The 14,341-nt window shown below is 50.3% G+C and carries 10 protein-coding genes; 2 read left to right on the top strand and 8 right to left on the bottom strand.

Annotation, left to right across the window (positions count from 1 at the left end; translation table 11 throughout):
- Positions 1-116: 116 nt before the first annotated feature.
- Both LG384_RS02855 and uxuA read right to left on the bottom strand, forming a co-directional pair.
- Complete coding sequence (locus LG384_RS02855; protein WP_045439343.1) at positions 117-1,592, bottom strand: fructuronate reductase; 1,476 nt, start codon at positions 1,590-1,592, stop codon at positions 117-119.
- A gap of 83 nt (positions 1,593-1,675) precedes the next feature.
- Positions 1,676-2,860: a mannonate dehydratase gene (gene uxuA / locus LG384_RS02850; RefSeq protein ID WP_045439339.1), complete on the bottom strand. Its 1,185-nt coding sequence runs from the start codon at positions 2,858-2,860 to the stop codon at positions 1,676-1,678.
- Positions 2,861-3,121: 261 nt separating this feature from the next.
- Here uxuA and gntP point away from each other — a divergent pair, with 261 nt between their 5' ends.
- A complete protein-coding gene (gntP, locus tag LG384_RS02845; RefSeq protein WP_225760427.1) occupies positions 3,122-4,465 on the top strand; it encodes a gluconate permease GntP in 1,344 nt (447 codons plus the stop codon).
- Positions 4,466-4,517: 52 nt separating this feature from the next.
- On the opposite strand, the gene LG384_RS02840 is transcribed toward gntP, so the two are convergent.
- Genes LG384_RS02840 through LG384_RS02830 form a run of 3 tightly spaced genes read right to left on the bottom strand, consistent with a single transcriptional unit; the run spans position 4,518 to position 7,363 of the window.
- Complete coding sequence (locus tag LG384_RS02840) at positions 4,518-5,213, bottom strand: lactate utilization protein C (RefSeq protein ID WP_045439336.1); 696 nt, start codon at positions 5,211-5,213, stop codon at positions 4,518-4,520.
- Positions 5,206-6,633, bottom strand: coding sequence for a LutB/LldF family L-lactate oxidation iron-sulfur protein (locus tag LG384_RS02835; RefSeq protein WP_225760426.1), 1,428 nt, complete (start codon positions 6,631-6,633; stop codon positions 5,206-5,208). The genes LG384_RS02840 and LG384_RS02835 overlap by 8 nt, the downstream gene beginning before the upstream one ends.
- 10 nt (positions 6,634-6,643) lie before the next feature.
- Entirely contained in the window at positions 6,644-7,363 is a 720-nt protein-coding gene (locus LG384_RS02830; RefSeq protein WP_048222174.1) for a (Fe-S)-binding protein, read from the bottom strand.
- Between the two features lie 581 nt (positions 7,364-7,944).
- Between LG384_RS02830 and LG384_RS02825 the strand changes: the two genes are divergently transcribed.
- Positions 7,945-9,498 carry an L-lactate permease gene (locus LG384_RS02825; RefSeq protein ID WP_045439327.1) on the top strand — a complete coding sequence of 518 codons (1,554 nt, stop codon included), beginning with the start codon at positions 7,945-7,947 and terminating at the stop codon, positions 9,496-9,498.
- A gap of 458 nt (positions 9,499-9,956) precedes the next feature.
- Here LG384_RS02825 and pdxY read toward each other — a convergent pair whose 3' ends face one another.
- The 3 genes from pdxY to LG384_RS02810 form a co-directional block, all read right to left on the bottom strand.
- Entirely contained in the window at positions 9,957-10,814 is an 858-nt protein-coding gene (pdxY, locus tag LG384_RS02820; protein ID WP_045439325.1) for a pyridoxal kinase PdxY, read from the bottom strand.
- An 11-nt stretch (positions 10,815-10,825) separates the two neighbouring features.
- A complete protein-coding gene (locus LG384_RS02815; RefSeq protein ID WP_045439321.1) occupies positions 10,826-12,091 on the bottom strand; it encodes an aromatic amino acid transporter in 1,266 nt (421 codons plus the stop codon).
- Between the two features lie 188 nt (positions 12,092-12,279).
- Complete coding sequence (locus LG384_RS02810) at positions 12,280-13,650, bottom strand: tyrosine phenol-lyase (protein WP_045439318.1); 1,371 nt, start codon at positions 13,648-13,650, stop codon at positions 12,280-12,282.
- Positions 13,651-14,341 lie beyond the last annotated feature (691 nt).

Raw genomic sequence — 14,341 nt, 5'->3', positions numbered from 1 at the left:
AGATACGTTTATTCAGATCCGGTGATTCGGTATCGAACTATAGCATTTGTGGAGAGCCAAAAACAGGAAACGGGTCAACCAAATAGACTTTTGATTGACCCGTCATCGTGGGGAAGTTATGCGTCAGCGCTTAACGCCGCAACGCACTCACGCGCGCCCTGCTCACACAGCTGTTGATAGCTCGCGATAATCGCATCGACAAAGTCGGCCTTTTCCGCTAAATCGTGACCAAAAATCCCGCTTAATCCCAGCAGAGCCGTAACACGTTCGGCTCCCTGATATTGCTGGTTGATCCGCTGATATTCCGCCAGTAATGGGTCGACAACGTCAATTGCCTGCCCCTGCTCATCCACACCCAGGGTGTAACGCATCCAGCCCGCCACACCGAGCGCCAGGTGTCGCCAGTCGCTGCCGTTCTGCAGATGCAGACGTACTGGATCCAGCAAGCGCTGCGGCAGTTTCTGGCTGCCGTCCATCGCAATCTGCCATGTACGGTGGCGCAGGGAAGGATTACTGAAGCGCTCAATCAGCAGCGTCGCATAGGCTTTAAGATCGGTGCCTTCCGGCATAGAGAGCGTCGGAGCCTGCTCCTGCATCATCAGTGCAAAGGCTGCTTTGCGGTATGCCGGATTAGTCATGGTATCCGCGATGGTTTCATACCCACCGAGGTAGCCCAGATAGGCAAGGAAAGAGTGGCTGCCGTTAAGCATGCGCAGCTTCATCATTTCAAATGGCACCACGTCGGCAACAAACTGCGCACCGACTTTATCCCAGTCAGGACGACCATTAACAAAATTATCTTCAATCACCCACTGGCGGAACGGCTCACAGGCGATAGCACACGGATCATACACGCCCAGTTGATCAGCGACTTCCTGTAACATCTCAGGGGTCGCCGCCGGAACGATACGATCCACCATAGTGCACGGGAAGGTAGCGTGAGTTTCAATCCATTTCGCCAGCTCCGGATCGCGCGCTTGTGCCAGCCCCAGCACCGCGACTTTTGCCACATGACCGTTTTCACGAACGTTGTCGCAGGACATCACGGTAAAGGCCGCCAGTCCCTGCTCACGGCGCAGATGCAGCGCCTGCACAATGTAGCCAATAGCCGATTTCGGTGCCGCCGGGTTTGCCAGATCATGTTGGATCAGTGGATTATTGAGATCTAACTGACCGCTGGCAGCATCCGTGCAGTAGCCTTTTTCGGTTACCGTCAGAGAGACAATCGCCGTCTGCGGTCGCGCCATAGCCTGCAGAATACCGTCACAACCATCAAGATCCGGGTGTAACGCTTCTTTCATCGAGCCGATGACTTTCAGCACGGTGTCGTCAGCCCCTTTCTCCGCCACGGTATACAGAAGCTGCTGCTTTTTCAGATTTTCGATCAGCACACGGTCATTACCCGGCATCAGGTTCACTTCACAGATGCCCCAGTCGCTGTCTGTTTGTTCCAGTAAATGGTGCGTATACAACGCCTGATGCGCACGGTGAAAAGCACCGCATCCCAGGTGAACAATACGGGATTGCAGACGAGAATGATCCCACGCCGGGCGTGCAACCGGCAGGTTGCTGTTAGCAATTGTCGTAGTCATCGCGAACTCCATAACCCATCGGAAATGCCGACGGGAAGAGAAAAGAACAAAGCCGGCACGGCACGTCGCCCTGCCGGTCTGGTTTAGCGGCTAAAAAAAGCGCGCTGAATAGCCATTTCAACGCCACGGACTTCCGCCAGCCCTTTCAGGCGCCCAATCGCGGAATAGCCAGGGTTGGTTTTCTTTTTCAGATCGTCGAGCATCTGGTGACCATGATCCGGGCGCATCGGGATCAAATCCTCCTGGCCCTGGGCCTTACGGCGATGCTCTTCTTCCACGATTGCCTTCACTACTTCGTACATGTCGACATCACCATTGAGATGCGCCGCTTCATGGAAGGTTTTCGGGTTGTCTTCACGCAGTGTCGACCGAAGATGGGTGAAGTAAATACGCGGACCAAACTGCTTGATCATATCGACCAGATCGTTGTCTGCGCGAACACCGTAAGAGCCGGTACACATGGTGAAACCGTTGGCCATGCTGCTGACCGTATCGACCATCCATTGCATATCTTCCACGGTGGAAACAATACGCGGCAGGCCGAGGATTGGGCGCGGCGGATCGTCCGGATGTACCGCCATGCGTACGCCCACTTCTTCCGCGACCGGGATAATCGCCTTCAGGAAGACGGCGAAATTCTCACGTAGCGCGGCTTTATCAATATCTTTATAACGCTCAAGGTGCTGGCGGAACTGATCGAGGGTATACCCTTCTTCCGCGCCCGGCAGGCCGGCGATGATATTGCGGGTCAGACGGGCCTTATCTTCATCACTCATGGTCGTGAAACGTTGATTCGCCTGGGCGATTTCTTCAGCGCTGTAGTCGGCTTCTGCGCCTGGACGTTTGAGGATATGCAGCTCAAATGCGGCAAATTCAATCTGATCAAAACGCAACGCTTTGGAACCGTCCGGCAGAACATATTCCAGATCGGTACGTGTCCAGTCGAGAACAGGCATAAAGTTGTAGCACACAGTACGAATGCCACACTGTGCCAGATTGCGCAGTGACTGCTGGTAATTGGCAATCCACTGAAGATAGTTACCGGAACGGGTTTTGATATCTTCGTGGATTGGCACGCTCTCCACGACTGACCACACCAGACCCGCCTGTTCAACAATGGCTTTACGCTTCTGGATCTCATCAACTGACCATACTTCCCCGTTCGGGATATGGTGCAAAGCAGTAACAACGCCCGTCGCCCCCGCCTGACGTACATCAGCTAAAGTGACCGGATCGTTCGGACCATACCAGCGCCATGTCTGTTCCATGCTCTATTCCTCATTTACCTAATGGGCTCGACAATATGGCACATAAATTCCTCCTTTTGGTATGACATGTCAACCTGAATGGGTATATTGGTTAACCAAATCACAATAATGGCGATGTTTGCCAGTGATGACAAAACCCAAAACCACATCAGCAGTGCAAATCTGTAACGCAATGTGACATTCATCGCATCAATGGTTAACCAATTTATATAACATCTCAACCAAAATCATAATGGTTCAACCAAAGAAGGCAGACGTTTTATGCACGTTCTCAATATTCTGTGGGTAGTATTCGGCATCGGTCTGATGCTGGTTCTCAATTTAAGATTCAAAATAAACTCAATGGTCGCCTTGCTATTGGCGGCGCTCTCCGTCGGTATGCTGGCGGGCATGGATTTAATGGAACTGCTGCACACCATGAAGTCCGGCTTTGGCAGTACGCTGGGGGAACTGGCGATTATCGTGGTGTTTGGTGCGGTTATCGGTAAGTTGATGGTCGACTCCGGGGCGGCACATCAGATTGCCCATACGCTGCTGGCGCGCCTCGGTCTGCGCTATGTACAGCTATCGGTGATCATTATTGGCCTGATCTTCGGCCTGGCAATGTTCTATGAAGTGGCCTTTATTATGCTGGCTCCGCTGGTGATCGTCATTGCCGCCGAAGCGAAGATCCCGTTCCTGAAACTGGCTATCCCTGCCGTCGCCGCCGCGACCACCGCGCACTCGCTGTTTCCACCTCAGCCGGGACCGGTAGCGCTGGTCAACGCCTATGGCGCCGATATGGGCATGGTTTATATCTACGGTATTCTGGTGACGATCCCAAGCGTGATCTGTGCGGGGCTGATCCTGCCGAGGTTCCTCGGTAATCTTGATCGCCCGACGCCTTCATTTATGAAAGCCGATGTGCCGGTTGATCAGAATAATTTGCCGTCATTCGGCGTGTCGATTCTGGTGCCGCTGATCCCGGCGATCATTATGATCTCCACTACCATCGCCAATATCTGGCTGGTTAAAGGGACTCAGGCCTGGGAAGTGGTGAACTTCTTAGGTTCTTCTCCGATTGCGATGTTCATCGCTATGATTGTCGCCTTTGTGCTGTTCGGTACCGCGCGTGGCCATGACATGCAGTGGGTAATGAACGCCTTTGAAAATGCGGTGAAAAGCATCTCGATGGTGATCCTGATTATCGGTGCGGGCGGCGTACTGAAGCAGACCATTATCGATACCGGCATCGGTGATACGATTGGCATGCTGATGTCACACGGCAACATTTCACCGTACATCATGGCGTGGCTCATCACCGTACTTATCCGTCTGGCAACCGGCCAGGGCGTCGTGTCAGCAATGACCGCCGCGGGGATTATCAGCGCAGCGATCCTCGATCCCGCAACGGGTCAGTTAGTGGGCGTCGATCCGGCATTACTGGTACTGGCAACGGCGGCGGGCTCCAACACCCTGACCCATATCAACGATGCCTCATTCTGGCTGTTCAAAGGTTACTTTGACCTGTCAGTGAAGGACACGCTGAAGACCTGGGGTTTACTGGAGCTGGTTAACTCCGTGGTCGGCCTGATTATCGTATTGATCATCAGTATGATTGCATAATATTGTCATTCCGCTCTGGCCTTCAGTGCCAGAGCGTTCATCAACAAAAATCTCAACAATCCTCAATAATCAGATACACCGCCTTCACCGGACCATGCACCCCAACCACCTTAATCAGCTCAATATCCGCCGTTGAACTCGGCCCACTGATGATGTTAATGCACGACGGCATACGCTCACCGGCCAGCGCTTTCTGATGCAGAATTTCTGCCAGCTGCGCCACGCGCGGCAGGATGGTGCTTTTGCGCAGGACAAAAATAGAAGACTCCGGCAGCAGGCTTAATGAGCGTCCGCGCTCGGGTGCAGAAAAGAGGACCACACCGCCCGACTCCGTTAAGCCATACTCGGCATACACCACCCCGACTTTCGCCTGCTCGGCCTGGGTAATATTCTCCTCGCCACGGGCCGGGTCCCAGACCACGGCGTTACATTCCTGTTGCAGGCGCTCGCTGATCCCCAGAACTGCCAGCCGACTGTCGCCGCTAAGCACCACCGATTGCTGACCAAGTTCTTCACACAGACGTAATGCCGCGTCTGCCGCCTGCGCTTCACTGGTCAGTTCGCAGCGTGCCAGCATGACATCAGTAGCGAACTGGATAAAGGCATCACAACGCTGCTGCTGGTTGAGTTCAGTCAGTCGCTCGTTCGCATAGTTGTTAACCGGTGCCGCATCTGGTTCCGGTACAAATCGCACCTGCCGACCCAACGCTCCGGCGATAGTGTTTAAAAACGCGGTACGGTTATCCATTCTTTTTATCCTCCGCCTGATGTTTTCTAAACCAGCTACGGAAACTCTCTCCGTCAGCACCAGGAAGATCGCGTGACTCCATCCAGTCGTTAATGGCTCCCACCTTAAGCGGTGTTTTTCCGCCATTAATAAACCAGCTCGCCGCATGGGCTCCCGCCATCATCCCGACTTTCCACAACCCTGGATGGCTATTAGCATACGCAAACATTTTGATCGCCCGCCGCTCCGCTTTCGGGGTAATGCCCTGCTCCGCCATTACTCTGCGATGACGCAGAATCAGTTTAGAAAGAGGGATATGCACCGGACATACGCTGTCGCAAGCCGTGCATAATGAACAGGCGTAAGGCAGATCTTTAAAATCCTTATAACCGCCGAGCAACGGAGAAATCACCGCACCAATAGGACCTGGATAGATAGAGCCATACCCGTGCCCACCAATATGGCGATATGCCGGACAGGTGTTCATACAGGCCCCGCAGCGTATACAGCGCAGCACGTCACGAAACTCAGAACCAAGCACCTGCGAGCGCCCGTTATCCACAATGACCAGGTGAAACTCTTCCGGCCCGTCAACGTTATCCGCCTCACGCGGACCGGTAAGCCAGGTATTGTAGCCTGTCAGACGTGCGCCAACAGCACTACGCGCCAGCATGGTGATGAGCACATCAATATCAGCAAACGTCGGTGCAATACGCTCCATTCCAATCACCGCAATGTGCGTTTTCGGCAATGTGGTACACATCCGCGCATTACCTTCGTTGGTGACAAGGCAAACAGAGCCGGTCTCCGCCACGGCGAAATTACACCCGGTGATCCCGATTTCGGCACTGAGAAAATCTTCGCGGATCTTCTGACGGATAAATAAAGTCATTGCTTCGGGCGTTTCCGGGCCGTCGTAGCCCAGGCGTTCGTTTAGCACGCGGCGGATCTGATACCGATCTTTATGGATAGCCGGAACCACCACATGCGAAGGAGGATCCTGATCCAACTGGAGAATATATTCACCCAGATCGGTTTCGATCACCTGGATTCCGGCATCCTGCAACACATGGTTGATACCGATTTCTTCAGTCACCATCGACTTTGACTTCACCACTTTGCGCGCATTTTTACTCTGCGCGACCTGCAAAATGTAGCGGGTGGCCTCTTCTTTGGTCTTCGCGAAATAGACGTGGCCGCCATTTTCGGTCACTTTCTCGGAGAGTTGATACAGATAAGCATCGAGATTACTCAGAACATGGTCACGGATCTGGCTGGCCCGGTCGCGCCACGCTTCCCAGTGCCCTAATTCGTCGACCATTTTTTGGCGATTCGCACCGATACGCTCCTGCGCATTGGCCACAGCTTTGCGCATAATCGGATCTTCGATTTGCTGACGAATGCGCATCTTGAACTCTACATCGCTGGTTTTTATCGACATACTTTTCTCCTCAGCGGCTCATCAGCACTTCAGCAATATGCATCACTTTGACCGGCTGGCCTTCTCGCTGCAGACGGCCACCGATGTTCAGCAAACAACTGACATCAGCACCAATCAAATATTCCGGACGGGCATCCATCATGTGGACGACTTTCTCTTTCACCATCTCGCCCGATATTTCGGCCATTTTGACCGAGAAAGTACCGCCAAAGCCGCAGCAGGTATCCTGATCGGCAAACGTCAACAGCTCCAGACCACGCACATTTTTCAGTAGCGTAAGCGGTTCTTCCTTCACGCCCAGCTTGCGAGTCAGGCTGCAGGACGGATGATAAACCGCCTTCCCTTGCAAACTGGCCCCCACATCAACTACCCCCAACTTGTTAACGATAAAGGAGGTGAGATCCTGCATGCGCGCAGCAACCCTTTCCGCACGCAGCGCCCATTCAGGCTCATCGACCAGATACGCCGGATAGCTTTTCACCGCGTAAGTACAAGAGCCTGCCGGAGAGATTATCGGGTCATCATTATCTTCCATCGCGGCGATCAGGTTTTTCATCCCCGGAATCGCTTCTTTGATATAACCACTGTTGATGGCTGGCTGGCCGCAGCACCCTTGTTTCTCAGGGAAATTAACGCGGCAGCCCAGTTTTTCCAGCAGCAATACGGAATCACGTGCCATCCGGGACTTCAGCGCGTCACCAATACAGGTGACAAAGAAATTTACATTCACAATAAATACTCCATCGCTTCATTTCTATTTATTGCGCTTGATATCGCTATATCAAGCAAAGGTTCAGCCGTGTATCACGCCCAGTTTTTCGGTTTTTTTGGTCTTACTAATGACTGAGTTCATAGTGATACCCGGATCGTTTTCCGTTGGTGGCGACTCTCCGCTTCTTATATCAGGACAATCGCAAACGTCTGTATTTTCATTTGTATGACAAAACCAAATAATCCTCTAATCAACAAGCATATGCAATACCCATGTTTATTTCTTTCGGCCTTGCTCACATTTTTATATTGGAAACCATAGCGTTATTAAAACCTTAAAAACAGTTTCAGGTGATGACTAATCTCGTCATTATCATTATTAAAAAGGTTATTAAATAACTACTTATAGGTATTTGCCTTACTCTTAAGTATATTTATCTGGCAGCAGTCTTTAATTAAAAGATTACAATAGTTACAAAACTATTAATCATAATTACTTTATTCACTGAAGCGATTCAGTTTGCATACTTTATTTATACGCCAATGTAGCCTTTCCGCCATAAATATAAATCAGGTTTAATGAACCAAGCAGGAATAATAATGAACGAATATTTTATGTTTGCCCTGGCACTATCTCCTTTACTGCTAATGGTATTTTTAATACTGAAATTGAAAATGCCCATCCATTATTCTGTGTTGATCTCTCTGGTATTCACCGCCGCGCTATCAGCGATATTCTGGGCGATGCCAGTACAGAATCTGAAAGCCGCGATAGGCTATGGCGCACTGAAGGGATTATGGCCGATAGTGATTGTGATCCTCGGGGCCATATTCAGTTATAACGTGATGCAGGCGACAAAAGCGCTGGATATTCTCCGCGATATTCTCGCCAGCATCAGCGAAGATAAGCGAATTCAGGTACTGCTTATTTCGTGGTGCTTTGGGGGATTTCTTGAAGCTGCGGCAGGTTACGGCACGGCGGTCGCAATCCCTATCGGCATTCTCATCGCACTGGGATTCAATCCGCTGAAAGCAGCCATTGCCTCTCTCGTGGCGAATACCGTACCGACGGCTTTCGGTGCGGTCGGTATTCCGGTCTCTATCCTCGCTGAACAGGTTAACCTGTCGGTTTATACTTTAGGCGGGACGATTATTCTGCAGTTAGCCCTGTTTAATATTCTGCTGCCGTTTGTCATTGTCTGCATTATTGGCGGTGGCTTGAAAGCCCTCCGCGGCGTATTCCTTATCACTCTGATATGCGGCATCACTACGCTTATCCCACAATATTTTGTCGCGATACATCTTGGCGCAGAATTACCCGCTTTTGCCGGCAGTCTGGTCAGTCTTTTCGCCGTCGCCATCGCGGGTCGATTGCGTAACGGGAAAACAGATCCCGAGTGGCGTATTGAGGTCAGCCATACCCGTGAAACGACTCCGCGCTCGGCAAAGGTGCTTTTTCGGGTCGGTTCTATCTACATGTTGATTTTTATCTTTATCCTGCTGTGCTCTCCATTATTCCCGGCGGTAAAATCGGCGGCTTCTCAACTGGCTTCAGTACTGCATTTCACGCTGGCTGACGGTAAATCTCTGGCGCTAAAAATCGAATGGATCACAACACCCGGAATGCTGATCATCTTTGCGACCATTATTGGTGGTTTTATTCAGGGGGCATCCGCTCGCGGTATGCTGGAAGTCTTTGGCAAAACAGTGTTCCAGCTCAGGAACTCCATCGTCGCCATTATGGCGATCGTCGCGCTGGCAACGGTGATGGATCTCAGCGGTATTATCTCCACACTTGCCCAGTCCATTGTCGATCTGACCGGCAGCTCTTATGTCTTTATTGCACCGGTGATTGGCGCACTGGGAACATTTGTCACCGGCAGCGACACCAACTCGAATATTCTGTTTGGCAAATTGCAAACCATTGCTGCCAGTAAACTGAATATTGATCCTAACTGGCTGGCTGCGGCCAATACTTCCGGTGCAACCGGCGGGAAAATGATTTCGCCGCAAAGCATCGCCATCGCGGTTTCCGCGACCAAAATGGAAGGACAGGCTAACCAGATAATGTCCGGCACGATGAAATACTGCTGTGCCTACATTGTGATCCTGGGATTAAAGGTCGGCCTCTTTTATTACTGGTTTATGGCCTGAATTCTGTTGAAGGCTGGCGTTGTTCACAATCTATCCTCTTGTCAACCCCATCGAGGGTCTGGCGGTTTGTTGTTCATCAACCTGACCGCCCAGTGAACCAAAAGGTTTACACCACCTTCGCGATAAGAACGAAGCGGCTGGCTTTACGATTTGTTGGCGCTGACTAAAATAGCGCCGATGTTTCAAATTGAGGATAGTTGTTATGTTGTTCTGGAAAAAGATGGTGAAGAAGTTCGACGCCTTCTCTGCGTTGATTCCACCACGCTACTTCCGGGTGTAAAGCCAGGCAGGCCTGTCAACGACAGGCCTGAGTCTTTCTCCCTGTTTTCTTCTTGCGCAGCCCGCATTTTCTTAACACCACTACCCGCATCCGCAGCCACGCAAAACGGTAGACCAGCGGATGCTGAAACCTGAGCAATGTCAGAAACATAGAGCCTCCCTTCGGCGCTCGCGATGCGCTATAGCACCGTCGCCCGATAACGAACCTGTGGATCCATTATCTGATAACGTGCTTCTATCAGCCGCAGTTCATACGAGCCACGCTCTTTGGTCAGATGCATCACCGAATCCACAATACTGGTGGTTCGCTCCAGCGCCTCTTTATCCTCAAAACCGTTGAGCAACGAGGCCAGCATGACGCTGCATATCAGATCCCCAACGCCGACGGGCATTTTGGCAAAGGTATACAGCGGTCTGGCTATATGTAATGTCTGTTCCGGTGTGACCAGCAACATTTCAAACGCCTGTTTGTCGCACGAGCAATCACCGAGATGCTTCACCAGAACCTTCTTCACGCCCCACGCCACCAGTTGCTGCGCCGCTGCAACCACCTCGTCAAAGCTGCGTAGTTGTCTGCCCGTCAGCACACCCAGCTCATAGAGATTCGGTCCCATTATGTCGGCCAGTTGAATGGCGTCATCAACAAAAAAGGACTCGACACCCTGGGCCACAATGCAGCCTTTTTGCGGGTCACCCATTACCGGATCGCAAAAATAGAGCGCCTGCGGATTGCGCTGGCGGATGGTCGTCACCGCGTGCTTCACCTCTTCGCAATGCCTTTTATCGCCGAGATAACCAGACAGCACGGCATCGCACTGCGCGAGCTTTTGCAGGTCATCCAGTCCGCTGATGATCGCACTCAATTCACCGTGCGGCATTGCCATCCCCTGCCACATCCCGTACTGGGTATGGTTAGAAAATTGCACGGTGTAAAACGGCCAGACATCAATGCCGGAGAGCTGCATTGGCAACACCGCGGCTTTATTGCCGGCATAGCCGTAAACGACTGACGACTGAACAGACAACACGTTTTTCATTTTCACTCCGTCTAACGAAACGTTGGCAGCAGACCAAATACGTCCAGAACAACCGTCAGATAAACAATTCCCCCGCAAACAATCACAAGGTTGAGCACCGTGTTATTGCAGGGCGCGGTATAGCTGGCAGTCGGAAAACGTTTACGTGCAGCCTTCACCAGGAAAGGTGGCAGGATCACACTCCAGATGGTGAAGGCCAGACCGGCGTAGCCAATCGCGTGTACAAAACCATTCGGAAAGAAGAAGCAAACAGCCGCTGGCGGGAAATAGGTCACCAGCGCGGTTTTCAGACGACCGACGCCGTTATCCGGGAAGTGAAACAGATCCGCGATATAATCAAACAGGCCGAGCGTCGCCGCCAGCAGGGAGCTGGCTACGGCAAAGTTGCCGAAGAATGTCAGGATCAGATCCATATAGCGGCTGGTAAACAATCCGCTGATAGCCTCGACAAACACATCAATATTTCCACCTTTGGCAATAATCGGCGGGAACTCAGCGCGGCTGATATTGCCCATCGTTACACCCAGCCAGAAAATATACAGTAGCAGAGCAAATAGCGTTCCAATGATGATGGAGCGCGTAATATTGCGAACCCCTCCTGTTCCATACAGCTTAACCAGGCTCGGCACGTTGCCATGGAAACCAAACGAAATAATGCAGAATGGCAGCGTCATCAGAATATAAGGAATGTACTGCGAGCCTGGTATTGCCACCGCTACGCTATCGATGAGCTTCGCCACTTCGATATGGCCGACCAGTCCGGAGAAAGTGGCAAAGAACGCCACAAATTTACCGATAATCAACACGGTAGTGATCCGCCCGACCAGCAATGAGCTGTACCATGCGATTGCGCCAACTAACATACTGACGATCACCACCGATATATTCGCCGGAAATCGCACGCCACTATATTTAAATACGGTTTGCGCCATCACTGCCGATGACCCGGAGATATAGGCATAGGTCAGAATATAGAGTACAAAGCCAAAAGCGATACCCACCACGATATTCCACTTGCGGCCTAATAAATCCTGAGTAAATGTATTGAAACTGGCACCAGCGCCATAATGCAGATTAACTTCTACCAGCATCAACCCGGTTAATAACATCATGATGGCAATAAAAAGAAGAATAACAGAGGCACCGGGGAACCACACGCCTGCCATCGCAATCGGCAGAGAAAACATCCCACCACCCACTACGGTCGCGATAACCAACATGGTTCCGCTAATCAGTCCGGGGGTACTACTTTGTCGCTCAATGGCGTTAATATCCATGATAAATGTTCCTGTAGACTATTAGTTATAATTACAGCTGTCATTTGTACATCATGCGGATAATAAAAATGTTGGAGTCAGGGTTTGCTTTTTTTATGTCTGTCACGGTAACGGGCACCGCAAAGGCTTCCTGTTCATGGAAAATGAATACAAAAAAGCCCCATCAAAAGATGGGGCCAGAAAAAGATTTAGATATAATCAAAACGTGCAGTAAAGAAGCGAAGCTGCTTCGGCTCATAAATAAACTTCAGCCCGCGAATATCTTCTTTATGCTGGTAAAGTTTAATGATGCCGTCAGCTACCACATCCATATGCGCGTAAGTATAAACACGGCGCGGAATAGTCAGGCGTACTGTTTCCAGTTTCGGTCTGTGGTGTTCACCAGTCACATTATTACGGCCCGCAGAGATAATACCGCGTTCCATACTACGCACCCCGGTCTCTACATAGATGCTTGCGGCAAGGCTTTGTGCCGGGAATTCGTCCTGCGTCAGATGCTCACAGAAGCGACGCGCATCAAGGAATACCGCATGGCCGCCCACTGGTTCAACAATCGGTACACCGGCTGCTTTCAGTTTGTCACCCAGGTAGCGAACCTGCTTCACGCGATGCTCAATATACTCATACTGCATGGCTTCACGCAGGCCAATCGCCATCGCTTCCATGTCGCGTCCGGCCAGACCACCGTAGGATGGCATTCCTTCATAAACCACGACTAACTCTTTGGCAGAAGAGAACATTTCGTCATCGTTCATGCACAGGAAGCCGCCGATGTTCACCAGACAGTCTTTTTTACCACTCATGGTACAACCGTCGGCATAGCTGAACATCTCATGCACGATTTCTGCGATGCTCTTGTTCTCAAAGCCCTGCTCTTGCTCTTTGATAAAGTAGGCATTTTCTACGCAGCGGGTTGCGTCGTAGAACACTTTAATGCCATGTGTCTGAGTCAGTTCACGCACCGCACGCATATTGGCCATTGAGACCGGCTGCCCGCCCGCGAGGTTAACCGTTACCGCCAGACAGATATAGGCAATATTCTCTGCGCCTTTTTCGTCAATCAGTTTTTGTAATTTTTTAAGATCGATATCACCTTTAAAAGCAATATTAAGACCGGCATCGTGCGCTTCGTCACGAACGATATCAACAAACACCGCTCCATTTTTTTCCTGGTGATAACGAGTGGTGGTGAAATACATATTACCGGCAACATACTGCCCCGGCTTAATTGCCAGTTGCGATAACAGGTTTTCCGCGCCGCGGCCCTGGTGAGTAGGAACAATATGTTTAAAGCCAAAAAGTTCCTGCACCGTTCTTTCCAGATGATAGAAGTTTTCGCTGCCCGCGTATGCTTCATCACCCATCATCATTCCGGCCCACTGCTTATCGCTCATTGCGTTGGTGCCACTGTCAGTCAGCAGGTCAATATAAATATCTTTTGAATTTAACAGGAATGTATTGTAACCCGCTTCCTGCATTTTTTTAAGGCGCTCATCACGCGGGATCATAGATACAGTTTCAACGCTTTTAATACGGAAGGGTTCTGCCGGATAATTCATTTTGTTTCTCCAGTAACAGTGGTCATGTACGTATTAATGTGAAGTAAAGCATACCTGGCTCATCAACAGAATCTGATGAAATATAACTATTCGCCTCCTGATTCAGGGGGAGAAATAATGTGGAGGCACTATGCAAGATTTGATTGATTATGGAAATAGTCAGGTCAACATTAATCACTGGCAATAATTTAAAAAGCTGTAAATATGAGTGATGAAAATCACATATATTTTTTTTACCCATTCATATTCAACAAGTTTTTTTTTGCCTTTTGATTTGCAGTTTGCCATCAGATGTCGTCGAAGAGGGGAAATACTGAAAACTTAACTTTCCAGGCTGTTCTCATAATGTATTGGCGAATGAGTACACCCCGTTTTGTGAGAGTCGGATCACTTCACGGGATTATAATTGTGATTCACATCACTAAAAGTGTAAAGCAAAGTGTACAAAACACTGTAGTTTCATAGTTTGCTATTTACTTCAGTGATTTAGATCTCATTTTATACCTGATGCAGACAGGTGTTGTTTTCTGGAACGTGATTCTGCTTGGACAGGCAAATGGAGATGGAGTTATCGGATGAACAATACCGTATATCCGCATATTTATTGGGATGGGAAGGGTTTTCTCTTATTCTTAATAACGAGTTAATGACTCTTATTAGATCTTATTTTCACCTGGATTTTATCCTTTTC

The organism is Citrobacter sp. Marseille-Q3906 (genome assembly GCF_916618775.1).
Taxonomy (GTDB): domain Bacteria; phylum Pseudomonadota; class Gammaproteobacteria; order Enterobacterales; family Enterobacteriaceae; genus Citrobacter; species Citrobacter murliniae.
The sequence above is the reverse complement of the archived record's forward strand: the minus strand, read 5'-3'. Positions and strand labels throughout refer to the sequence as shown.

Bases quoted from the DNA above. Each gene is read 5' to 3' on its own strand.
- LG384_RS02810 (WP_045439318.1), bottom strand. From the start codon at position 13,650: ATGAATTATCCGGCAGAACCCTTCCGTATTAAAAGCGTTGAAACTGTA.
- LG384_RS02815 (WP_045439321.1), bottom strand. From the start codon at position 12,091: ATGGATATTAACGCCATTGAGCGACAAAGTAGTACCCCCGGACTGATT.
- pdxY (WP_045439325.1), bottom strand. From the start codon at position 10,814: ATGAAAAACGTGTTGTCTGTTCAGTCGTCAGTCGTTTACGGCTATGCC.
- gntP (WP_225760427.1), top strand. From the start codon at position 3,122: ATGCACGTTCTCAATATTCTGTGGGTAGTATTCGGCATCGGTCTGATG.
- LG384_RS02855 (WP_045439343.1), bottom strand. From the start codon at position 1,592: ATGACTACGACAATTGCTAACAGCAACCTGCCGGTTGCACGCCCGGCG.
- LG384_RS02825 (WP_045439327.1), top strand. From the start codon at position 7,945: ATGAACGAATATTTTATGTTTGCCCTGGCACTATCTCCTTTACTGCTA.
- LG384_RS02840 (WP_045439336.1), bottom strand. From the start codon at position 5,213: ATGGATAACCGTACCGCGTTTTTAAACACTATCGCCGGAGCGTTGGGT.
- LG384_RS02835 (WP_225760426.1), bottom strand. From the start codon at position 6,633: ATGTCGATAAAAACCAGCGATGTAGAGTTCAAGATGCGCATTCGTCAG.
- uxuA (WP_045439339.1), bottom strand. From the start codon at position 2,860: ATGGAACAGACATGGCGCTGGTATGGTCCGAACGATCCGGTCACTTTA.